Here is a 22,332-nt window from a genome sequence, read left to right as displayed (position 1 = left end):
ATGAGCGGGGGCGCCGGTGGTCCGACTGTCGGGGGCACTGTCGGGTGGAAGCCGGCTGCGGTCATTGGGATTCCAGTCGAAACTGCTGATCATGCTGCTCATCGTGAGCGTGATCTCGGTGCTGATCGCCGGGCTGATCGGCTACGTCTCGGGCACGACGTCGCTGCGCAACGCCGAATACCAACGGCTGACCCAGCTTCGGGAGTCACGAGCGCGCGAGATCACCTCGTTCTACGCCGACATCACCGACGCGGCGTCGATCGTCACCCACGGCACCCAGACGATCGCCGCCGTCAACGAATTCAGCAAGGCGTTCAACGAACTTCAGACGACGCCCCTGCCACCCGAGGCCAGGCCGGCGGTGGACAAGTACTACTCGACCGTGTTCGGACCGACCCTGGCCGACCGAACCGGCCAGCCCGTGGACGCGTCGCTGTTCATGCCGACCTCCAACGCGGCTACCTACCTTCAGTACGAGTACACCGTGCCCGCCCGCGGGGATTTCGACGCGTCGGTGAAGGTCAGTTCGGCCGGGGATCCCAGCGCATGGTCGGCGGTCAACGCCCGCTACCAACCGTTCTTCGCCGATCTGACCCAGCGGTTCAAGTTCGACGACGCGATGATGCTCGATACCCAGGGCAATGTGGTCTACTCCGCCTACAAGGGTGTCGACCTGGGCGCGAACATCACGAGCGGCCTCTTCAGCACGACGGCCCTGGCCGCCACCTACCGCAAGGCCCTGCAGGCGACATCGGTGGATCAGACCTTCATCAGTGACTTCGAGCGTTACGCCCCGTCCTACGGCAGGCCGACCCAATGGGTGCTCTCACCGATCGGCCGGGACGGGACCATCGCTGGGGTGCTCGCGCTGCAGCTGTCCCTCGACGAGGTGAACGACGTGATGACCGGGCACGGGCGGTGGGTCGAGGACGGCCTGGGCCAGTCCGGGGAGACCTATCTCGCCGGGCCGGACAAGCTGATGCGGTCGGTTTCCCGCGAACTGCTCACCGACCCCAAGCATTACGTCGAGGAGGTGACCGCCGACGGCACGCCCGACGACATCGCCAACCGCGAGGTCGCGGTCAAGGGCAGCGTGCTGCTGCAGCCGGTGGACAAGCTGGCGGTCAACCGGGCACTGGCGGGCGAGACCGGCGTCACCACCGCCAGCGACTACATCGGCCCCGAAGCCCTGGTTGCCTACGCGCCGCTGGACATACCGGGCCTGGACTGGGTGATCGTGGCCAAGATCGACAAGTCCGAGGCGCTGGCCCCGGTCACCACGTTCGCCCGCAACATCGCCTTGTCGACGGCCGCGATCGTGGTCGCGGTGTCGCTACTGGCGCTGCTGTTCAGCCGCATTCTGACCCGCCCGATCAAGAGTCTGGCCACCGCCGTGCGCCGCGTCGCCGGCGGCGAGCTCGGGGTGAGTGTGCCGGTCACCGCCAAGGACGAAATCGGCGAGCTGGCTTCGGCATTCAACGACATGAGCGCGAGCCTGCACACCAAGCAGCAGCTCATCGAGGAGCAACGGCGAGAAAACGACGAGCTGCTGGCCAGCCTGATGCCCGAAGCGCTTGCCCGGCGCTACCGGGAGGGCGAGGAGAACATCAGCACGCACTACCGCGACGTGTCGGTCATCTACGCCCAGCTGCTCGGGTTCGACGAGTACTCCCGCTCGATGGCCAAAGAGGATTCGGTCGCCATGCTGAACTCGCTGGCCGAGGCGTTCGACGAGGCGGCCGAGCGCAACGGGGTCGAACGGGTGCGCAGCATGCAGGACAACGGACTGCTGGCCACCTGCGGTGTGGTCGTGCCGCGCGTCGACCACGCCAGCCGGACCATCGCGTTCGCCAACGAACTGACCGACATCGTGCAGCGGTTCAACGATCAGCACGATGCCCGGCTGGCCATCCGGGCCGGGATCGACAGCGGACCGGTGACCAGCGGTCTGGTCGGCCAGCGCTCGAAGATCTATGCGCTGTGGGGTGAGGCCGTCGACCTGGCCAACCGGGTGCACGCCGCGACCAAGTCGCCGGGTGTGTTCGTCAGCGACCGGGTGCATGAGGCGGTCGTGGGCATCTATTCGTTCTCCGACGCCGGGACCGTGAGCGGAGCCAAGGGCACCGAGCCGGTCTGGCGCCTGGATGTGGGAACCCGGCAGTCGGTATGAGTGGCATGACCGCGCAGCCGTGGTTCTGGCCGGCACTGGGCATCGTCGTCGGCCTGCCGCTGGCGCTGCTGCTGCTCAATGAGCTGCACGGAGTGCTGGTGCGCCGGGGCAGTGCCTATGCCACACCGGTTGGGCTGCTGCGCAACTGGGTGTTGCCCGCGTGCGCGGTGTATCTGCTGATCGCTCAGCTCGAGCACGCCGACGTCGACGCCACCTGGTCGAAGATCGCTGCCACGGTGTTCGGGTTCCTGATCATGCTACTGCTGTTGTCCGGCGCCAACGCGGCGCTGTTCGGGGCGGCCCGCGCCGGCAGCTGGCGGGAGCGGCTGCCCGGCATCTTCATCGATCTGGGCCGGCTGGTCTTGATCATCATCGGTATCGCGATCCTGCTGTCCTGGGTCTGGGGGGCCAATATCGGCGGCCTGATCGCGGCGGTCGGGGTGACGTCGATCGTCATCGGCCTGGCCGTGCAGACCGCTGTGGGTCCCGTCATCGCGGGCTTGCTGCTGCTGTTCGAGCAGCCGTTCCGCATCGGCGATTGGCTGGATACCGCGGCCGCCAAAGGCCGCGTGGTCGAGGTGAATTGGCGTGCCGTGCATATCGACACCGGAAACGGTATCCAGGTGGTGCCCAATGCCATGCTGGCGACCGGCTCGTTCACCAACCTCAGCCGGGCCCAGGGCGCTGTCTTCCAGTCCACGGCCACCCTCGCCTTCGGTGCCGACGACCCACCGGGTGCGGTAGCGGCCGCCCTGCTGTCGGTGGCTAACGGTGTGCCGACGCGGCTGCCCAGGTCCTCGGCCAAGGTGGTGGCGCTCGGGGAGGCCAAGTACAAGGTGTCGGTGCCGGTCGCCTCCCCGGCGGAGGAATCCCGCACCAAGGCGCTACTGCTGCACCGCGCCTGGTATGCCGCGCAGCGGGCCGGCCTGCATCTCGACGGTACGACACCGAAACCCAAGGCCGCCAGGGCGTATGTCGATGCCCAGGTACAGCGGATCGCCGTGTCGATGGGTCTTGGGGAGGAGGCGGTCACCGCGATGTCGGGGCGCGGACGTCAATTGCTCTTCGCCGAAGGGGAAGTCATCCAGCCGGTGAACAGTGTTCCGGAGTCGGTCGGTTTCATCACGGTCGGATCGGTGGGCTTGATCGTCTATGCCGAGGACGGCCGCGAGCTGTCGCTGGGCACCCTGGGCGTCGGGGACTACATCGGCGGCACCTCGCTGACCCGTCAGCGGATGCTCACCGGGGTGGTGGCGCTTACCGATACGACCATCGTGGCTGTGCACCGCGACGCGATGAATGCCGTTGTGCAGCACAATCCCCGGCTCGCGCGCCAGATCGGCGAGGTCATCGAGATGCGCCGCAGGGCGGCGACCGAAGCGCTCGCCGAGGCCGCCGCGGGCGTTCGCTAGCGTCCCGAGTCGGAAATTCGCTTCTACCTTCATGACTTCACCGAGGCTGTCGTTAGCGCGTAAAAGTCCGCGAGTAACCAGCACGATTACGACAGCCTCGCAGTAACGAGGGGCAGGCGCGACACACTAGCCGATTCACTCTTATTCGCGCCCCAGCTGGCCAGGGTGCTCAGCGCGGCATCGATCGCGTCGAGCGCCTCACCCACCTCAATCGCAAGCATGTTGGATAACGTTGCCCGCCTGAGGGATCGCGCTTACCGTAGGCGCCGCGCGGCCCGCGTCTCGATCGCATCGATGGTCAGTGCCCGCCGTGTCAGCACCCAGCCGGACCCGACGCGCGCATAGTCGTCGTCGTAGCGCACATACCACACCAGGTCGGCGATCCCGTCCGATCTCCTGCTCCAGTGATGCGCGGTCGCCGCGATACGTCCCTGTGCGACATCGGGATTCGCGCCGGGGGAGTACACCTCGGAATTGATGGCGTGATGCGTTCTGCCAGCGCCGGCCGCCGCGCCCAGCGCCTCCCGAAGGGCGGCAGGCCCGCGATGAAAACGGACCGGGTCCAGGACATCCGGTGGCTCCGGTAGCACCAACTCGCCGTCGGCGGCGAACAATCCGATCACCGACTCGACGTCGCGATCATCCACAGCGGCGGCGTAGCGGTGCACCAGCTCCGATACCGCCAGTCGGTCGGCCAGCGAAAGACTCACGGCCGCAACCCGAGCCGCTGCGCACACGCCGACAGCGCGTCCTTGGCCTCCTCGAGATCGGTGACCGGCGGCATCGCCAGCACCAGCCGGCCGGCGCCGGCCTCGGCAAGGCGTCCGGCTCGCTCCGCGTCGACCTTGGTCACCAGATGACCCAGCGACAACTCGAGGGCCCCTGGATCGCGTCCGGCCTCCTGCGCGGCGTCGCGCATCTCGGTCACCAGTGCCGCCAGCTGCGCGCCGGCCACCCCCAGCGGTTGGAAGCCGTCGCCGAAGCGCCCCGCCCGCCGTGCGGCGGCCCGGCTGTGCCCACCGATGTGGACCGGTAAACGTTCGCCGGCAATCGGTTTCGGATAACACATGGCATCGTCGAAATCGAAGAACTCCCCGTGATGGCTCACACCGTCCGGATGGTCGGCCCACAACGCCCGCAGCACCGCCAGCTGCTCGTCGGCGCGGCGGCCGCGGCTGTCGAAATCCGCGCCGCACGCCTGGACCTCCTCGCGCAACCACCCCACCCCGACGCACAACCGCAGCCGTCCGCCGGACAACGCATCGAGGGTGGCGGCCCGCTTGGCCAGCACCACCGGGTGATGGTTAGGCAGCACCAGGACTCCGGTGGCCAGCCCCAGCGTGCTGGTCTGCCCGGCGAGAAACGCCAGCATATCCAGCGGATCGGGCACCGGACAGTCGGCGCCCAGCTCGACCCGCCCGGAGGCGTCATAGGGATAGACGCTGTGGTAGCGCGTCATGAGCACCGTGTGCTCGACGGCCACGATCGACTCGAAACCGCAACTCTCGAGATGGCGGGCGAACCCGGCGATCCACACCGGGTCGGCGGTGACCCCGGCCGAAACGGGGGCGACGACGGCGACCTTCACCGGGTGAGGCTAACCCGCCCGATCAGGATCGCCCTGGCTCAGTCCCGCCAGGTGAGGTTCGGCCAGCAGCAGATCCAGGAACACCACGTGGCCCTTCAGCAGTTTGCGCCGTGCCTGCGCCACCGGGAACCAGCCCACCCGGTCCAACTCGGGGAACTCCTGCATTCGCCCCGAACCCCTGGGCCATTCCAGGGTGAAGGTATTGCTGCGCGCCCCGGCGATGTCGAGGTCGGCGCCGACCGCGAACACCGTCAGCACCTTGCCGCTGGGCTGCTTCACCGGATCGAAGTCCGTGCGCGGACCCGGCGGCACCGGATAGCCCAGCTCCTCGGCGAATTCACGCCGCGCGGCCTCCCACGGGTCGTCGTCGGGTTCGTATTCGCCCTTGGGAATCGACCAGGCGCCGTCGTCCCTGCGCGCCCAGAACGGCCCGCCGGGGTGACCGATCAGCACCTCGACCACGCCATCGGAAACCCGGTACAGCAGCACCCCGGCGCTAAGTTTGGGCATCGCCTAATCCGGCCGGGGTGCGGTTGCCTCATGCAGCGCCGAGGCCAGCGCCGCCGCCCGGGCATCGGTCAGCACGTCCTCCAGCAGCAGCGGGGTGCCGTCCGGCCCGGTCAGCGGAACCCGCCAGTTCGGATACTCGTTGGTGGTGCCGGGCTGATTCTGGGTGCGCCGGTCGCCCACCGCATCGGTCAGCGCCAGCGCCAGCAGCCGCGACGGGGTGCGAGCCAGATACCGATACAGCCCCAGAATGACGTCGGCTTCGTCGGCGTCGGCCCCCAGCAGCCCGACCCGGCGCAACTCGGCCATCCAGGCCGCCTGCTCGGCGCGATCGTCGGCCAGCTCGTCCTCGGCCGGGCGGGTGAGCAGGCCCAGCTGGTGACGCAACCGGACGTGTTCGCCGGCCAGATAGCCCGGCGTTGGCGGCAGGTCATGAGTGGTCACCGACGACAGGCACAACTCGCGCCAGTGCTCTGCGGCCAGCGGCCCACCGTGGCCGTCGCGGTCCAGCTCGAACCACAGAATGGAGGTGCCCAGCACCCCGCGCGCATGCAGGTACTGACGCACCCACGGCTCCACCGTGCCGAGGTCCTCGCCGACGACGACGGCACCGGCCCGATGGGCCTCCAGGGCCACGATGCCGATCATCGCGTCGTGGTTGTAGCGGACGTAGGTGCCCTCGGTCGGGGCCGCCCCCCGGGGAATCCACCACAGCCGGAAGAGCCCGATGATGTGGTCGATGCGCACCCCGCCGGCATGTCGCAGGATCGCCGCGATCAGCGCCCGAAAGGGTTGGTAGCCAAGCTCTTCGAGCTGATCGGGCCGCCAGGGCGGCTGCGACCAGTTCTGGCCGAGCTGATTGAACTCGTCCGGTGGCGCACCCGCGGTGACGCCGCGGGCCAACACATCCTGCAAGGCCCACGCATCGGCACCGTCGGGATGTACCCCGACCGCCAGGTCGTGCATGACGCCCAGTGCCATGCCGGTGCGCACCGCCTGCGACTGCGCGGCGGCCAGCTGATCGTCGAGTTGCCACTGCAGCCATCGATGGAAATCGACCGCCCCGCAGTGCCGTTCAGCGAAGTCCACCACCTCCGGGTTGGCCGGGTGCTGCACGGCCGCCGGCCAGTCGTGCCAGTTCCCGCCGTACCTCTCGGCCAGCGCGCACCAGGTGGCGAAATCGTCGAGCGCGCGTCCCTCCCGCTCCTTGTACGCCTCGAAGGCCAGCTGCCGGCCCGCCGACCGCGGCACCCGGTAAACCATCTTCAGCGCCGAGCGCTTGGCCGCCCACACCCCGTCGCGGTCGATCCCGTCATGCTTGCGGGCCCGGGACTGGATGTCGGCCCGCAACTTCCACACCCGGCCACGCTTGGGCAGGTAGCCGAACTCGGGGATGGCCTCGACCCGCAGATACAGCGGGTTACTGAACCGCCGGGACGTCGGTAGGTAGGGGGAGGGCTCCATCGGTGCGGTCGGCGCCGCCGCATGCAGCGGATTGACCAGCACGTAGCCGGCCCCGTGGCGGGCGCCGGCCCACACCGCCAGGTCGGCCAGATCGCTGAGATCGCCGATACCCCAGGAGTTCTTGGACCGCACACTGTAGAGCTGGGTGGCCACCCCCCAGAGCCGGCGGGCGCCCAGCCGCGGCGGCAAACCCAGCCAGGCGGGGGTGACGATCAAGGCCGTGCTGGTCTCCTCGCCCCCGGAGCTCAGGTGCACCCGGTGGTATCCCAGCGGCAGGTCCGCCGGCAGCACGAACGTGGCCTCACCCACCAACCTGCCGTCGAGTTCGAACGGCGGGGTGAAGTTGTCGGCCTGGCGCATGCCGGTGCGCACCGTGCCGTCCTCGAGCCGCACCCAGACATGCGCCGGGTCGCCGTGGGTAACATGCACCCAGAACGACGTCTCGGCGTCGGAGCGACCGACGATCGTGGGCGGCAGCGACCGCGACCAGTACCGGCGATCGATGTCGGCCAGTGCGGCAGCGCGACCCTCCTCGGTGCCGGCCTCCACACCCAGCCCGGCCAGCACCGCCACCAGCGTGGTCTCGCCGACGGTGACGTATCGCCCCGTCCAGTCGTGGTACTCGGTGGCCACGCCGAATCGGTGGGCGAGCTCGGCCAGCGACGGGTCCAGCTGTGTCATGGCTGTCATCTTGCTTGGTTCCCCGCATTCGCGTGCGGTACGGACCCGGGTACGGCGGTCCGACCGTGCGTCTCGGCTCGCGTAACCTGGCCCCACATGAGCGTTGAAGGGCTCGACGCGCGAAACCGCCGGGCCCGGGTGGCGGCGGCCGGACTGTTCCTGACCAACGGCGCGCTGTTCGCCAACCTGTTGCCGCGCTACCCGGAGATCAAAGCCGAGCTCGGAATGTCCAATACCGCTTTCGGTTTGGCGGTGGCGGCGTTCTCGGCGGGGGCGTTGCTGACCGGCCCCACCGCGGCCGCGCTGATCCGGCGGTTCCGGTCCTCGGTTGTCGCCGTCGCGGGCAGTGTGCTGATCGCGGTGTTCACCCTCGCCGCCGGCCTGGCTCCCACCGGGGTGACACTGGCGGCGGCACTGTTCTTCGCCGGCGCGGCCGACTCGGTGACCGACGTCGCGCAGAACGTGCACGGGCTGCGGGTCCAGCGTCACTACGGCCGGTTCATCATCAATTCCCTGCACGCCGTCTGGTCATCGGGCGCGGTCCTGGGCGGGCTGATCGGAGCGGGCGCGATCTATCTCGGCATCCCGCGGGCGGTGCAGTTGTCGGCCTCCGGCGTGGTGTTCAGCGTGGTCTGCCTCGTCGGTTACCGCTACCTGCTGCCCGGACCGGACCACGGCGGGGCCGACCAGCGCACGGCCGACGGTGTCGTGCCGAGGGCGGGACGCGCCGTCTACCTGGTGCTGGCGGCGCTGATCGCGATCGCGATCGCCGGTGCGGTCATCGAGGATGCGGGCAGTTCGTGGGCCACCCTGTACCTGCACGATTCGCTGGCCGCCCCGGCCGCGGTCGCCGCGCTGGGATACGTGGCGGTGGTCGGGTTCCAGTTCATCGGCCGGCTGCTCGGCGACCGCATGGTCGACCGGTTCGGTCAGCGGGCGGTGGCCCGGACCGGCGGCCTGACCATCGTGCTCGGGATGGGCCTTGCGCTGGCGTTCCCGAGCATCCCCGGCACCATCGCGGGGTTCGCCGCGGCGGGGCTGGGCTCGGCCACCCTGGTGCCGGCGGCGATGCACGCCGCCGACGAACTGCCCGGACTTCGAGCCGGTACCGGCCTGACGGTGCTGACCTGGCTGATGCGGGTCGGATTCCTGTCCTCACCCATCGCCGTCGGCGCGATCGCCGACGGGGTGTCACTGCGGGCGGGGCTGCTGAGCGTGCCGATCGCGGGCCTGGCGGCAGTGGTGCTGGCCCGGGTCCTCAGCCCACGGCACCCGACAGCTCGATCGTGAGCACACCGGCGATGATCAGCGCGATGCCGCCGACCATCATCGGGGTCAGCGGCTCGGCGAACAGCACTCGCGCGATGACCGCCACCAGGGCCACTCCGGCCGCCGACCACACGCCGTAGGCGACGCCGACGGGCATGCCCAGCGACAGGGTGACCGACAACAGGGTGAACGCCGCGACGTAGCCGATCACGACGGGCGCGATCCAGATCTTCTTGCGGAAGCCGTCCGAGGCGCGCAGCGACATGGTGGCGAACACCTCGATGAGGATCGCGCCGGCCAGCGTCAGCCACATCATCAGGGGGTCTCCTCGCCGGCCGGGTGCCGCGATCCGAACTCGACCATCAGCACCCCGGCGATGATCAGCCCGATACCGGCGATGATCGGCGTGGTGAACGGGTCGCCGAAGATCAGCGCCGCCAGCACCGCCGTCGCCGCCGTTCCCAACGCACCCCAGATTCCGTAGGCCACCCCGACCGGCATACCGGCCCGCAACACCATGGTGAGGAAGTAGAACGAGGACACGTAGCCCACAACCACGACGACCAGCCACGCCGAGTGATCCTGGGCCGCGCGCAAGGACAAGGTGCCGCTGATCTCGGTGCCGATGGCAGCCAGCAGCAGAGCCCACCTCCGCACCCGCCACCTCCGTCGCTGAGAACAGCCCGGCCAGAATAGCCCGGGGTGCCGATGTGGCTGCGCTCATACCTGGCCGGCCGGGTGAGCGGGAAGACCCCAACAGCAGCGGTCGCAACCACTACCCGTCGGTAACGTGGACGGGTGGTGTCTTATTCGCCGATTCCGCGCGTCGCGGGCGGGCAGGAGCGAGGAGAACGATGACAGCGGATGCGAACATTCGGCCGGTTGTGGACCGACCCGTGGTGCAGACCGGTTACGGGCCACTGCGCGGCAGCGACGACGGCCTGGTCAAGACGTGGAAGGGCGTCCGCTACGCCGCCGCGCCGGTCGGGGAGCTGCGTTGGCGTGCGCCCCAACCACCGCAGCCCTGGACCGACGTCGTCGACGCCACCACGTTCGGCCCGGTCAGCCCGCAACCGCGCAGTCCCATCCCGATGGGGCTGGGCACCCGCGCCGACGAGGACTGCCTGTTCCTCAATGTGTGGGCGCCGTCGGGCGCGTCGGCCGACGCCGCCAAGCCGGTGATGGTGTGGGTGCACGGCGGGGCTTACATCTTCGGGTCCGGTAGCCAGCCGCTCTACGACGGGACGGTGCTGGCCAGCGGGTCCGACGTCGTTGTCGTCACGATCAATTACCGGCTCGGCGCGCTGGGCTTCCTGGACCTGTCGGCGTCGGGGTTCGACAGCAACGTCGCGCTGCGCGACGTGCTGGCCGCGCTGCGCTGGGTCCGCGACAACATCGCCGGTTTCGGCGGCGACCCGGACCGGGTGACGTTGTTCGGCGAATCGGCCGGCGCCGGGATCGTGACCACCCTGCTGGCCGTGCCCGAGGCGGCGGGGTTGTTCTCCCGCGCCATCGCCCAGAGTTCGCCGGCCACATCGGTCTACGACCGCAGCCGGGGAGCCGCGGTCGCCGACCTGGTGCTGCAACGGCTCGGGATGACCGCGCAGGAAGCCCACCGCGCCCCGGTCGACGCCCTCGTCGACGCCTCGGCGCACGCGTTCGACCACGTGCCGACGGCCACTCCCGGTCGGCTCGCGTTCGCGCCGACCGTCGACGGGGACCTGGTCCCGGACTATCCGGTGACGATCGCTCGGGCCGGCAAGACCCATCCGGTGCCGCTGCTGATCGGCACCAACAAGGACGAGGCGGCGCTGTTCCGGTTCATGCGCTCACCGCTGATGCCCATCGCGCCCAAGGCAATTCGCACCATGTTCGAGGAGATCGCCGACGACCAGCCGGGTCTGCAGATTCCCACCGAGGAGCAGATCGGCTCGGCGTACCCGGCCCGGCGGGCCCGCACCCGCAGCCTGGGGGTGGCCAGCGACGTCGGCTTCCGGATGCCCACGGTGTGGTTCGCCGAGGGGCACAGCGCCGTGGCGCCGGTCTACCTGTACCGGTTCGACTGGGCGACACCGGTGTTCAAGCTGATCCGGCTCGGTGCCGCGCACGCGACCGAGTTGATCTACGTGTGGGGCAACCTGGTGTCCGGCGCGCGCGATGTCACCTTCAAGCTCGGCGGACTGAAGACCGGCGAGGCGCTGTCGCACCGGATGCGCACCCGCTGGACCAACTTCGCGGCCACCGCGACACCGACCGGGCCCGACGGCGAGCCGCAGTGGACGCCGTTCCGCACCGACAGCCGGGCCACCCTCGTCATCGACGGGGCCGACGAACTCGTCGACGACCTGGACCGTCAGGTTCGGCTGGCCTGGGGTGATCAGGTGCTCAGCTTCCGCTGAGCGACGTTCTTGACGCCGTGTCTAACAAGGCCCCCGGATCGAGCTACACTCGCCCGCGGGAGGTGTCAAAGTGGACCGAATCGGAGAACTGCTGTCCGTTCTCCCGCCGCCGATGCGCGAGCCGGTGTTGTTCGCGATCCCGTTCTTCGTGCTGCTGCTGACCATCGAGTGGACGGCCGCACGCAAGCTGGAACGGCTGGTCGACGCAGAGGACCGGCCCGCCTCCGGGGCGTACCTGGCCCGCGACGCGCGGGCGTCGATCTCGATGGGCCTGGTCTCGGTGGCGACGATGGGCGTCTGGAAGTTCCTGGCCCTGCTCGGCTATGCCGCCCTGTACGCCTACGTTGCCCCGTGGCACCTGTCTGCCACCCAGTGGTACACGTGGGTGATCGCCATTGTCGGGGTGGACGTGCTGTTCTACTTCTACCACCGCATCGCCCACCGGGTCCGGCTGATCTGGGCCACCCATCAGGCCCACCACTCCAGCCGCTACTTCAACTTCGCGACCGCGTTGCGCCAGAAGTGGAACAACTCCGGCGAGATCATCATGTGGATGCCGTTGCCGCTGTTGGGTGTTCCGCCGTGGATGGTGTTCACCAGCTTCTCGATCAGCCTGATCTACCAGTTCTGGATCCACACCGAGCGGATCGGCACACTGCCGCGGCCATTCGAGTTCATCTTCAACACGCCGTCGCACCACCGGGTGCACCACGGCATGGATCCCGAGTATCTGGACAAGAATTACGGCGGCATCCTCATCGTGTGGGATCGCCTGTTCGGGTCGTTCCAGCCCGAACTGTTCCGCCCGCACTACGGGCTGACCAAACCGGTGAACACGTTCAACATCTGGAAGCTGGAAACCCACGAATACGTGGCGATCGCCCGCGATGTGCGCTCGGCCGCCCGCTGGCGGGACCGGCTGGGATACATCTTCGGTCCGCCGGGCTGGCAGCCCGCCGGGGCGGCTCGCCAGACTGCCGCTGCGCAGGGGTAGTCGAAATCGGTGCCGTCACCGAGGATGGAGTTCATGGAGGTCAAGGAAGTCCTGCTCCCCGGCGTTGGGCTGCGGTACGAGTTCGACAACGCCGACGGCAATCGAATCGGTGTGATCGCCCGCCGGGGCGGTGATTTCGAAGTCGTCGTCTACGCCGCCGCCGACCCCGATCAGGCTCGGCCGGTGTTCCGGCTGACCGACGAGGAAGCCGACGCCCTGGCCCAGATCCTCGGTGCACCGCGGATGGTGGAACGCTTCGCCGACCTGACCAAAGAAGTGCCCGGCCTCGACGCCGGCCAGGTGGAGATCGTCTCGGCGTCGCCGTTCGTCGACCGGCCGTTGGGCGAGACCAAAGCGCGGACCCGCACCGGGGCCTCGATCGTCGCGATCGTGCGCGACGAGGAGGTGCTGGCCTCACCCGGACCCGACGCGGTGCTGCACGCCGGCGACGTGCTCGTGGTGATCGGCACCGCGGACGGTATCTCCAGAGTCCGGCGCATCGTCGACCAAGGCTGACGCCGTGGCCGTGTCGGTGGCGCTGCTCCTCGAACTCGGCGTCATCCTCACCGTCTTGACCATTCTGGGTTCGGTGGCCCGCCGGTTCGCGCTATCGCCGATCCCGCTGTACCTGCTGGCTGGGCTGGCGCTGGGCAACGGCGGTATCGCGCCGGTGCCCGCGGCGGGGGAGTTCGTGTCGACCGGCGCCTCGATCGGCGTCGTGTTGCTGCTGCTCACCCTGGGTCTGGAGTTCTCGATCGGCGAGTTCGCCGCCAGCATGCGACGCCACCTGCCCTCGGCCGGAGTGGACCTGGTTCTCAACGCCGCCCCTGGGGCGATCGCCGGCTGGCTGCTGCACCTGAACGTCGTCGGCATCCTGGCGATGGCCGGCATCACCTTCATCTCCTCGTCCGGGGTGATCGCCCGGCTGCTCAACGACCTGGGCCGACTCGGTAACCGGGAGACCCCCGCGGTGCTCTCGGTGCTGGTCCTCGAAGATTTTGCGATGGCGGCCTATCTGCCGCTGCTGGCCGTGCTGGTCGCCGGCGGCACCTGGTGGCAGGCCCTGCTGTGGATGGTCGTGGCGATATGCGCCCTCGGCGCGGCGTTCGCGGCCTCCTACCGGTGGGGCCACCACGTGGGGCGGCTCATCTCGCACCCGGATGACGAGCAGTTGCTGCTGCGCATCCTCGGGCTCACGCTGATCGTGGCCGCCGTCGCCGAGCATCTGCACGCGTCGGCAGCCGTCGGCGCGTTCCTGGTCGGGCTGACGCTGACGGGGGAGACCGCCGATCGCGCCCGCGCCGTACTGACCCCGCTGCGCGATCTGTTCGCGGCGGTGTTCTTCGTGGCCATCGGGTTGGCGGTGGACCCCGCCGACCTGGTGCCGATGCTGCCGGTGGCGCTCGCGCTGGCCGTCGTCACGGCCGCCACCAAGATCGCCACCGGCGTCTACGCGGCCCGCCGGGACGGGGTGGCCCGGCCAGGTCAGCTGCGCGCCGGCACCGCGCTGATCGCCCGCGGCGAGTTCTCGCTGGTCATCATCGGATTGGCCGGCGCGAGCACGGCCGGGGTGGCCACCGTGATCGGCTCGGTCGCCACCCCGTATGTGTTCGTGTTGGCGATCATCGGGCCGCTGCTCACGCGGTTCGCGAGGTAGTGCGGCCCGCTCGTGGCACCATGCTGGGGTGCAGACCGTTTTCGACCGCAGCGTCAACCCTGATCTGATCGCACGGGCGCTGGCGCGCGCCTCCTTCGGATCGATGTGGCTGGACATCCCCCGGCCCGAGTACCCGCCGCTGACCGGCGGCATCAGTTGCGACCTGTTGGTGGTCGGCGGCGGCTATGCGGGCCTGTGGACCGCGCTGCACGCGATCGAACGCAACCCGGGCGCGCGGGTGGTGCTCATCGAGGCCGAGCGCGTCGGCTGGGCGGCCTCGGGCCGCAACGGCGGATTCGTCGAGGCCAGCATCACCCACGGCGCGGAGAACGGGAAATCCCGCTGGCCGACCGAGTTCGACCAGCTCGAGCGGCTCGGTCTGGCCAATCTCGACGGTATGCAAGCCGATATCGACAAGCACGGCATGAAGGTGGACTGGGAACGCACCGGCATGCTGTCCGTCGCCACCGAACCGCATCAAGTCGACTGGTTGCGCGACGGCGCCGAGGACGGGCACGGCCGGTTCCTCGATCAGACGGCGGTGCGCGACGAGGTGGCCTCGCCGACCTATCTGGCCGGACTGTTCGCGCCGGACACCTGCGCGATCGTGCATCCCGCGCGGCTGGTCTTCGAGCTGGCCCGGGCCTGCGCCGAGGCCGGTGTGCAGATCTTCGAGCACACCGCGGCGGTGTCGGTCGACCGCCAGCGCGCCGGTGTGCAGGTCGGCACCGCCGCGGGCGTGATCGACGCGGATCAGGTTGTCCTGGCCACCAACGTCTTTCCCAGCCTGCTCAAGCGCAACCGGCTGCACACCGTGCCGGTGTACGACTACGTGCTGGCCACCGAACCTCTCACCGAGGCACAACTGGACCGGATCGGGTGGCGCTCCCGGCCGGGCATCGGCGACAGCGGCAACCAGTTCCACTACTACCGGCTGTCGGCCGACAACCGGATCGTCTGGGGCGGCTATGACGCGGTCTACCACTACGGACGGCGCGTCGACCCGATGTATGAGGACCGGCCCGAGACCTACCGCAGGCTCGCGGCGCATTTCTTTATCACCTTCCCGCAACTCGACGACGTGCGATTCAGTCATCGGTGGGCCGGTGCGATCGACACCAACACCCGCTTCTGTGCGCACTGGGGGCTGGCCGGCCGCGGCCGCATCGCCTATGTCAACGGGTTCACCGGCCTGGGTGTGGGGGCAGCGCGGTTCGCCGCCGACGTCTGCCTCGATCTGCTGACCGGCCATCCCACCGAGCGCACCGAACTGGAGATGGTCAACCGCAAGCCGTTGCCCTTCCCGCCCGAACCGATCGCCTCCATCGGTATCCAGACCACCCGGTGGTCACTGGACCGGGCCGACCACAACGCCGGGCGGCGCAACATCTTCCTGAAAACCCTGGATCGCCTGGGCCTCGGATTCGATTCCTGACCTGTTCGGTTCGGGGTCACCCGAATGTTCCTTACGTGTTCACCACAACCCCTCCGGGGGCTGCCCTTCCTGATTAGGCTCGGCGACGCGGGCGTATGACGCGTGCGTCAATTAGGAGGAAGTCATGGGAGACACACTTACCGAAGGACAGAAACTGGGGCTGGGCGACTCGCTCACGTCCAACAACGGGGCCTACACCCTGACACTGCAGGAGGACGGCAACCTCGTCCTCGCCGCACGCGGGGATGCGGTGTGGGCCAGCGGCACCAATGGCCAGAACGTGGTGCGCGCCGAGGTCCAGACGGACGGCAATTTCGTCATCTACACCGCGGACAAGCCGATCTGGCATTCCGACACCAAGGGCAAGAAGAACGTCAAACTCGTGGTGCAGGATGACCGCAACGTGGTGCTCTACGCCGCCGACGGGCCGGCCTGGTCGTCACGCACCGAGACCGACGCCCCGCCGCCCGTCGAGGAGGTCGTCGAAGAAGAGGTGGTCGAGGTCGCTCCGGCGGCCGCCGAAGAGCCGGCTCCGCCGCCACCGCCGCCCCCGCCGGCACCGCGCACCTACACCGTGGTCTCGGGTGACACCCTCTGGGCGATCGCCGAACGGTTCTACGGCGACGGCAACCGTTACCCAGAGATCGCGGCCGCCAGCGGCATCGACAACCCGGATCTGATCCACCCGGGGCAGGTCGTCACCATCCCCTGATCGGAGTCCTGCGGCGACGGCGCGGGTACGCAATAGTGCGTTGGTAACGATTGGACATCGACACCGATACACAGTCGACACACTATTGCGACCGCGTCGTTGACGGGTCGCCGACCGATCGGGGTGTAGGGTGACTCGCTTACTTCGAGGTTTTGTCATCGCCGCCGCCGCGGCCGCGGGCCTGTGCTCGCCGCTGGCGCCGATCGCGCAGGCAGATCCCGCCGTCGTCGTCTACCCCGGCATGGAGATCCACCAAGACAGTAACGTCTGCACCCTCGGTTATGTCGATCCCGTCGCGCGGATCGCGTTCTCGGCCGGGCACTGCCGGGGTAGCGGCCCGGTCACCGACAAGGACGGCCACTACATCGGCATGGTGTCGGTATCCCGGGACAACACCCCCGACGGCGCCGTGGTGCGTACCGACGAGGTGATCTCCGACTACGAGACGATCGGGCTGGCCGCCGATGTCGCGGTCAACAACATCCTGCCCGGCGGCCGCCAGCTGGTGGCCGATCCCGCCGCGCCGCTGGCCGCCGGCCAGCCAGTGTGCCATTTCGGCGTGATCACCGGCGAGAGCTGCGGCTCGATCGAGCGGGTCAACAACGGCTGGTTCACCATGGAGAACGGTGTGATCAGCCGCAAGGGCGATTCCGGCGGCCCGGTCTACATGCTGACCGACAACAACAAGGCCGTCATCATCGGGCTGTTCAACAGCACCTGGGGTCAGCTGCCCGCCGCGGTGTCCTGGCAGGCCACCGGCCAGCAGATCCGCGAGGATACCGGCGTGATCAGCGTGGCCGCCTCGCAGCAGACCGCCGGCACCCAGCAGAACTAAGGCGTCAGCGCGAAGACCGGGATGCCCGGCCCGGCGGCGCGCAGCTCGTCGGCGGTGGAGTGTGGGGTGAGTCCGGCGATATGCCCCTTGACCTCCCAGTACCACCGGTCCAGATACCGCTTCAGCAGCGCGGGCTTGGCCTCGTCGGCCACCTCGGTGAGGTGTACCGACGTGCGGCGCCAGCGCGGGCCCAGTTCAACCATCCCCGCCGCGCGCGCGTTGCGCGCCCACTGAGTGTCGCCGCGGGGTGACACCAGATAGTCGACGCCGTCGACGCGCAGCACGTTGACCACCACCGTGCGGATCGCGCCCGACGTGCGGCCGCGCACCCGCAGCGCGCGGGTGCCGGCGATGCTGATTCCGGCCTCGGCCAGGCGCCGAATGACGGCGTTGCCGATTCGCGCGCCGGTGGTGGGCCGGTCGTAGCGCATTGTCATGTTCCTCCTCGAATTGTTGAGAGCACCGCTCTTGTTTTGAGCGTGGCAGGTCGGGTGTCGAAAATCAAGAGCAGTGATCTCGGCCATGCGAGACTCGGCGGGTGGGCAAACGGCAGGAAACCCGGCAGCGCATCGAGGCGCAGATCATCGAGCTCGGCCGACGTCAGTTGGCCACCGAGGGGGCGGCCGGACTGTCGGTCCGCGCGATCGCCCGCGACCTGGGCATGGTCTCCTCGGCGGTCTACCGCTATGTCGCCAGCCGCGACGAGCTACTGACCCTGCTACTCGTGGATGCCTACTCAAACCTGGCCGACGCCGTGGACCGGGGCCGGGAGCAGGCCGGCGGCGGGTGGCGGGCCGATCTGACGGCGATCGCGCACGCCATGCGATCGTGGGCGCTCGGTCAGCCGGCCTGCTGGGCGCTGCTGTACGGCAGCCCCGTCCCCGGCTATCACGCACCGGCCGAGCTGACCACCGGGCCGGGCACCCGCGTCGTCGGCGCGCTGTTCGACGCGGTGGCCGGCGGGGTGGCCGCCGGGGACATCGCCCTGACCGATCAGCAGGTGGCACAGCCGATGTCGGCGGATCTGGCCCGGGTGCGCGCGGAGTTCGGTTTCCCCGGCGACGACGCCCTGGTGATCAAGTGCACCACCGTGTGGGCCGTCGTCGTCGGCGCGATCAGCCTCGAGGTATTCGGTCAGTACGGTGCGGACACCTTCACCGACAAGCGGGCGCTGTTCGACGATCAGGTGCGGCTGGCCGTGGACCTGCTCGCCGCCGGGCAGCCGAACTAGAACACGTTCTAGCCACACCGGCGGCCCGGGGATATCCTCGAACCCGATGACCAGCCAGACACCTGTCCAGATTGCGTGGGTCACCCGCGATCTCGACGCCACCGAGGCGGCGCTGACCACGCTGCTCGGGGCCAAGAAGTGGATCCGCATGCCCGACGTGCATTTCGGGCCCGACACCTGCGTGCACCGCGGCGCCCCGGCCGACTACCACGCCGACATCTCGCTGAGCTACGCCGGCGACACCCAGCTCGAGCTGATTGCCCCGACACGCGGGGACAGCATCTACACCGAGTTCCTCGCCGAGAGCGGTCCCGGCCTGCACCACATCTGCGTGGAAGCCGCCGATCCCGACGCCTTCGAGGCCGCCCTCGCGGGCGCCGGCCCGGCCTCCTCGGTCGTCGCCCGCGGCACGATGCCCGGCGGCATGCAGTTCGCCTACCTGTCCGCCGCCGCGGCCGGGGTGCCTTACCTGGAAATCGCCTACATCCCCGCCGAGATCCAGACGTTCTTCGACTATGTGAAACAGGAGCAACAATGAGTGGCCTCGACATCCCCGCGACCGTCAAGTCCTCCGACGTCACCGCGTGGTCCGATGACGTCGACGTCGTGGTGATCGGATTCGGCATCGGCGGCGGGTGCGCGGCGGTCACCGCCGCCGCCGCGGGCGCGCGGGTCCTGGTACTGGAACGCGCCGCCGTCGCCGGCGGAACCACCTCGATGGCGGGCGGGCACTTCTACCTCGGTGGCGGCACCGCCGTGCAGCAGGCGACCGGGCACAGCGACAGCGTCGAGGAGATGTACAAGTACCTCGTCGCCATGTCCCGCGAACCCGAACACGACAAGATTCGCGCCTACTGCGAGGGCAGCGTCGACCACTTCAACTGGCTCGAAGAACTGGGCATCGCCTTCGAACGCAGCTACTACCCGGAGAAAGCCGTCATCCAGCCCAACACCGAGGGCCTGATGTTCACCGGCAACGAGAAGGTGTGGCCGTACAAGAACATCGCCGTGCCGGCCCCGCGTGGGCACAAGGTGCCGGTGCCCGGCGACACCCAGGGCGCGGCCATGGTGATCGACCTGCTGCTCAAGCGGGCCGCCGAATTGGGTGTGCAGATCCGCTACGAGACCGGCGCGACGAACCTGATCGTCGACGACGATGACGCCGTCGTCGGGGTGTCGTGGAAGCACTTCACCGAGACCGGCGCGGTCCGCGCCAAGGCGGTGGTGATCGCCGCGGGCGGATTCGTGATGAACCCCGACATGGTGGCCGAATTCACCCCGAAGCTCGCCGAGAAACCGTTCGTGCTGGGCAACACCTACGACGACGGGCTGGGCATCCGGCTGGGCGAATCCGTCGGGGGCGCAACCAAACACATGGATCAGGCGTTCATCACCGCACCGGTCTACCCGCCCTCGATCCTGCTGACGGGCATCATCGTCAACAAACTGGGTCAGCGATTCGTCGCCGAGGACGGCTACCACTCCCGCACATCCGGATACGTGATGGACCAGCCCGACAGTGCGGCATACCTGATCGTCGACGAAGACCACATGCAGCGCCCGGAGTTTCCGCTGATCACCTTCATCGACGGGTGGGAGACCGTCGAGGAGATGGAGGCCGGACTGGGCATCCCGGCGGGCAACCTCGTCGCGACGCTGAATCGCTACAACGAGTACGCCGCCAACGGTGAGGACCCCGATTTCCACAAGCAGCCGGAATTCCTTGCCCCGCAGGACAAGGGGCCGTGGGGTGCCTTCGACCTGACGCTGGGCAAGGCGATGTACTCGGGCTTCACGGTCGGCGGTCTGGCCACCGACGTCGACGGGGAGGTGCTGCGCGAGGACGGCAGCGTCATCCCGGGCCTGTACGCGGCGGGGGCCTGCGCGTCCAACATCGCCCAGGACGGCAAGGGTTACTCCAGTGGCACGCAGCTGGGGGAGGGGTCGTTCTTCGGCCGGCGGGCCGGCGCGCATGCGGCGGCGGCAGCCAAGGCGCACTGACGCCAAACCGGTTGTGCGGCAGGCTAACTGCTGACGGGCTGGGGCGGCAGGTCCAGCTCCCAGCGGCCGCCGCCGAGGAGGCGCAGATGGTGGTCGTGGTGTTGCTCGACGGTGCTGCGGTGGGTGACGGAGACGACGATGCACTCCGGTAGCCGGGTGCGCAGCAGACGATAGAGCGCGTACTCCTGGCCTTCGTCGACCGCCGAGGTGGACTCGTCGAGGAACACCGCACGGGGTTTGGCGAGCAGTACCCGGGCGAACGCGATGCGCTGCTGCTCGCCCGGCGAGAGGACCGTGGACCAGTCGGCCACCTCGCCGAGCCGGCCGCCCAGGTGGCCCAGCGCCACGTCATCGAGCGCGGCGGAGAGTTCGGAGTCAGGGACGGTCGATTCGACCGCTGGGTAGGACAGCACCGCGCGCAGATCGCCGAGCGGGACGTAGGGCACCTGGCACAAGAACATGGCGCCACCGTCGGGCCGGCGCACGGTGCCCGAGCTGTACGGCCACAGCCGGGCGATGCTGCGTAACAGGGTGGTCCGCCCGCATCCCGACGGCCCGGTGATCACCAGTGCCTCACCCGGTTCCAGCCGCAGGTTCAGTCCGTCGATCAGGTGCTCGCCGTCGGGTCGGCGAACCTCGACATCGCGTAACTCGACCGCGCCGTCGCGGCTGTGCTCGGTCGCCAGTCGGGGTAGCGCCCTGGCCTTCTCGTTGGCGTCGACCAGTCCGTCGAGGCGAATGATGGTGGCGCGGTAGGCCGCGAACGAGTCGTACACACTGCGGAAGAAGGCCAGCGAGTCGTGGATGTTGAGGAACGCGCTCGAGGACTGGGTCACGTCACCGAAGCTGATCTGCCCGGCGAACAATCGCGGCGCCTGGACCACCAGCGGCAGCGGCGTAATGACTTGGCTCATCGTCTGATTCCAGCCCAGCAGGTAGAGGCTGCGGACCACGAACGCGCGATAGTTGGCGATGATCGCTGCGAACCGCGACGCCAAGATCCCGCGTTCGGCGCGCTCTCCGCGATAGAAGCCGATCGCTTCGGCCGCGTCGCGCAACCGGATCAGCGCGTAACGGAAGGCGGCGTTGGTCAGCTCATTGCGGAAGCTCAACAGGATCAACGGCTTTCCGATCCAGAACGCGACCACGGTGGCAATCGCGACGTAGCCCAGCACCAGCCAGAACAGGGCATGACCCAGGGTGAGGCCGAAGAAGGTCAGCGGACCCGACAGGCCCCACAGGATCGGGGTGAACGACACCACCGACACCAGCGAGTTGATCGCCCCGAACAACAGCGTCGTCGAGGTGCCGACGGTGGGTGAATTGGTCTCCGGCCCGGTGCAGGTGGTCAGGATGTCAATGTCCATCTGGATGCGCTGGTCGGGGTTGTCGATCGGGGTGTCGATGAACCGGCCGCGATAGTAGGCCTGTTCGCCGAGCCAGTCCCCGGTCAGCCGGTCGGTCAGCCACACCCGCCACCGAATGATGAAGCGCTGCATCAGATAGATATCGATGATCTGGCGGCTGATGTAGACGCCCGCGATCAGCGCGAAAGTGAGGATGGCGAGCCAGAAGCCGCGCACCCCGGAGTCGCGCACCGCGTCGTTGCCGGCCCCCGCGCCTTCGAAAGCCACCTGCAGCGAGGAGTACAGGTCATTGCTGTAGTAGCTGAGCAGCACGTCGAGGCGTACTGCGACCATCGTCGAGAACAGCAGCACGCCCAGCCACGCCCAGACCGCCACGCTGGAGCGCCCGCGGAAGTACCCGCCGGTGATACGCCAGAACTGGCGGCCCCAGGTGGTGTAGCGGGCCAGCAGGACCAACGCGAGCAGCGACAGCACCGCGCTGATGGACCACGCCTTGGCTACCCACAGCAGCGAGAGCGGGATCTCATTGCTCCAGTCCAGGGAGGGCTTGTACATCTCCACGGGCCGAGCATTTCAGCAACCCGTTGCGGGCGGGCTCGATTACCCGACC

Annotated in this window: 21 protein-coding genes; 13 read left to right on the top strand and 8 right to left on the bottom strand. The window is 68.8% G+C overall.

Annotation, left to right across the window (positions count from 1 at the left end):
- Nucleotides 1–16 precede the first annotated feature (16 nt).
- On the top strand, nt 17–2,170 hold the full coding sequence (locus ADBZ9K_RS04875; RefSeq protein WP_526618872.1) for an adenylate/guanylate cyclase domain-containing protein: 2,154 nt from the start codon (nt 17–19) through the stop codon (nt 2,168–2,170).
- 5 nt (nt 2,171–2,175) lie between these two features.
- Nucleotides 2,176–3,582 (top strand): mechanosensitive ion channel domain-containing protein, encoded by a 1,407-nt coding sequence (locus ADBZ9K_RS04870; RefSeq protein ID WP_526618871.1) that lies wholly within the window; start codon nt 2,176–2,178, stop codon nt 3,580–3,582.
- A gap of 254 nt (nt 3,583–3,836) precedes the next feature.
- Here ADBZ9K_RS04870 and ADBZ9K_RS04865 read toward each other — a convergent pair whose 3' ends face one another.
- Genes ADBZ9K_RS04865 through malQ form a run of 4 tightly spaced genes read right to left on the bottom strand, consistent with a single transcriptional unit; the run spans nt 3,837 to nt 7,822 of the window.
- Nucleotides 3,837–4,292, bottom strand: coding sequence for a nuclear transport factor 2 family protein (locus ADBZ9K_RS04865; RefSeq protein WP_526618870.1), 456 nt, complete (start codon nt 4,290–4,292; stop codon nt 3,837–3,839).
- Nucleotides 4,289–5,170, bottom strand: a complete 882-nt coding sequence (locus ADBZ9K_RS04860) for an LLM class F420-dependent oxidoreductase (RefSeq protein WP_526618869.1) — start codon at nt 5,168–5,170, stop codon at nt 4,289–4,291. Before ADBZ9K_RS04860 ends, ADBZ9K_RS04865 begins: the two co-directional genes overlap by 4 nt.
- 9 nt (nt 5,171–5,179) lie before the next feature.
- On the bottom strand, nt 5,180–5,680 hold the full coding sequence (locus ADBZ9K_RS04855) for an NUDIX hydrolase (protein WP_526618868.1): 501 nt from the start codon (nt 5,678–5,680) through the stop codon (nt 5,180–5,182).
- 3 nt (nt 5,681–5,683) lie between these two features.
- Nucleotides 5,684–7,822 (bottom strand): 4-alpha-glucanotransferase, encoded by a 2,139-nt coding sequence (malQ, locus tag ADBZ9K_RS04850; RefSeq protein ID WP_526618866.1) that lies wholly within the window; start codon nt 7,820–7,822, stop codon nt 5,684–5,686.
- 96 nt (nt 7,823–7,918) lie between these two features.
- Between malQ and ADBZ9K_RS04845 the strand changes: the two genes are divergently transcribed.
- On the top strand, nt 7,919–9,112 hold the full coding sequence (locus ADBZ9K_RS04845; protein ID WP_526618864.1) for an MFS transporter: 1,194 nt from the start codon (nt 7,919–7,921) through the stop codon (nt 9,110–9,112).
- Here the strand turns inward: ADBZ9K_RS04845 and ADBZ9K_RS04840 are convergent.
- Both ADBZ9K_RS04840 and ADBZ9K_RS04835 read right to left on the bottom strand, forming a co-directional pair.
- Entirely contained in the window at nt 9,081–9,404 is a 324-nt protein-coding gene (locus tag ADBZ9K_RS04840; RefSeq protein WP_526620736.1) for a DMT family transporter, read from the bottom strand. The genes ADBZ9K_RS04845 and ADBZ9K_RS04840 overlap by 32 nt on opposite strands.
- A 2-nt stretch (nt 9,405–9,406) precedes the next feature.
- The gene (locus ADBZ9K_RS04835) at nt 9,407–9,748 is read right to left on the bottom strand and encodes a DMT family transporter (protein ID WP_526618863.1); all 342 of its coding nucleotides are present in this window, start codon (nt 9,746–9,748) and stop codon (nt 9,407–9,409) included.
- Nucleotides 9,749–9,945: 197 nt separating this feature from the next.
- On the opposite strand from ADBZ9K_RS04835, the gene ADBZ9K_RS04830 reads away from it, so the two are divergent.
- The 7 genes from ADBZ9K_RS04830 to ADBZ9K_RS04800 all read left to right on the top strand — a co-directional run bounded on the left by ADBZ9K_RS04830 (nt 9,946) and on the right by ADBZ9K_RS04800 (nt 17,123).
- Nucleotides 9,946–11,490 carry a carboxylesterase/lipase family protein gene (locus ADBZ9K_RS04830; RefSeq protein ID WP_526618862.1) on the top strand — a complete coding sequence of 515 codons (1,545 nt, stop codon included), beginning with the start codon at nt 9,946–9,948 and terminating at the stop codon, nt 11,488–11,490.
- 70 nt (nt 11,491–11,560) lie between these two features.
- Nucleotides 11,561–12,484 (top strand): sterol desaturase family protein, encoded by a 924-nt coding sequence (locus tag ADBZ9K_RS04825; protein WP_526618861.1) that lies wholly within the window; start codon nt 11,561–11,563, stop codon nt 12,482–12,484.
- Between the two features lie 33 nt (nt 12,485–12,517).
- Nucleotides 12,518–13,000 carry a cation:proton antiporter regulatory subunit gene (locus tag ADBZ9K_RS04820; RefSeq protein ID WP_526620734.1) on the top strand — a complete coding sequence of 161 codons (483 nt, stop codon included), beginning with the start codon at nt 12,518–12,520 and terminating at the stop codon, nt 12,998–13,000.
- A 4-nt stretch (nt 13,001–13,004) separates the two neighbouring features.
- Nucleotides 13,005–14,141, top strand: a complete 1,137-nt coding sequence (locus ADBZ9K_RS04815) for a cation:proton antiporter (protein ID WP_526618860.1) — start codon at nt 13,005–13,007, stop codon at nt 14,139–14,141.
- Nucleotides 14,142–14,169: 28 nt separating this feature from the next.
- Nucleotides 14,170–15,576 carry an NAD(P)/FAD-dependent oxidoreductase gene (locus tag ADBZ9K_RS04810; RefSeq protein WP_526618858.1) on the top strand — a complete coding sequence of 469 codons (1,407 nt, stop codon included), beginning with the start codon at nt 14,170–14,172 and terminating at the stop codon, nt 15,574–15,576.
- Nucleotides 15,577–15,700: 124 nt separating this feature from the next.
- The gene (locus tag ADBZ9K_RS04805) at nt 15,701–16,288 is read left to right on the top strand and encodes a LysM peptidoglycan-binding domain-containing protein (RefSeq protein WP_526618857.1); all 588 of its coding nucleotides are present in this window, start codon (nt 15,701–15,703) and stop codon (nt 16,286–16,288) included.
- Between the two features lie 130 nt (nt 16,289–16,418).
- Nucleotides 16,419–17,123: an Rv1815 family serine proteinase gene (locus ADBZ9K_RS04800; protein WP_526618856.1), complete on the top strand. Its 705-nt coding sequence runs from the start codon at nt 16,419–16,421 to the stop codon at nt 17,121–17,123.
- Here ADBZ9K_RS04800 and ADBZ9K_RS04795 read toward each other — a convergent pair.
- Nucleotides 17,120–17,560 carry a nitroreductase family deazaflavin-dependent oxidoreductase gene (locus ADBZ9K_RS04795; protein WP_526618854.1) on the bottom strand — a complete coding sequence of 147 codons (441 nt, stop codon included), beginning with the start codon at nt 17,558–17,560 and terminating at the stop codon, nt 17,120–17,122. The genes ADBZ9K_RS04800 and ADBZ9K_RS04795 overlap by 4 nt on opposite strands.
- Nucleotides 17,561–17,661: 101 nt before the next feature.
- Here ADBZ9K_RS04795 and ADBZ9K_RS04790 point away from each other — a divergent pair, with 101 nt between their 5' ends.
- The 3 genes from ADBZ9K_RS04790 to ADBZ9K_RS04780 are packed head-to-tail and all read left to right on the top strand — an operon-like array spanning nt 17,662 to nt 20,355.
- Complete coding sequence (locus ADBZ9K_RS04790; RefSeq protein ID WP_526618853.1) at nt 17,662–18,354, top strand: TetR/AcrR family transcriptional regulator; 693 nt, start codon at nt 17,662–17,664, stop codon at nt 18,352–18,354.
- 46 nt (nt 18,355–18,400) lie between these two features.
- Nucleotides 18,401–18,892, top strand: coding sequence for a VOC family protein (locus ADBZ9K_RS04785; protein WP_526618852.1), 492 nt, complete (start codon nt 18,401–18,403; stop codon nt 18,890–18,892).
- Nucleotides 18,889–20,355, top strand: a complete 1,467-nt coding sequence (locus ADBZ9K_RS04780) for an FAD-binding protein (protein ID WP_526618851.1) — start codon at nt 18,889–18,891, stop codon at nt 20,353–20,355. Before ADBZ9K_RS04785 ends, ADBZ9K_RS04780 begins: the two co-directional genes overlap by 4 nt.
- 23 nt (nt 20,356–20,378) lie before the next feature.
- Here the strand turns inward: ADBZ9K_RS04780 and ADBZ9K_RS04775 are convergent, their stop codons facing one another.
- On the bottom strand, nt 20,379–22,283 hold the full coding sequence (locus tag ADBZ9K_RS04775) for an ABC transporter ATP-binding protein/permease (protein WP_526618850.1): 1,905 nt from the start codon (nt 22,281–22,283) through the stop codon (nt 20,379–20,381).
- Between the last annotated feature and the right edge of the window lie 49 nt (nt 22,284–22,332).

It is taken from the genome of Mycobacterium sp., from assembly GCF_965229265.1.
GTDB lineage: Bacteria > Actinomycetota > Actinomycetes > Mycobacteriales > Mycobacteriaceae > Mycobacterium.
Note: the sequence above shows the minus strand (reverse complement) of the source record. Positions and strands in the feature narration are given on the sequence as shown.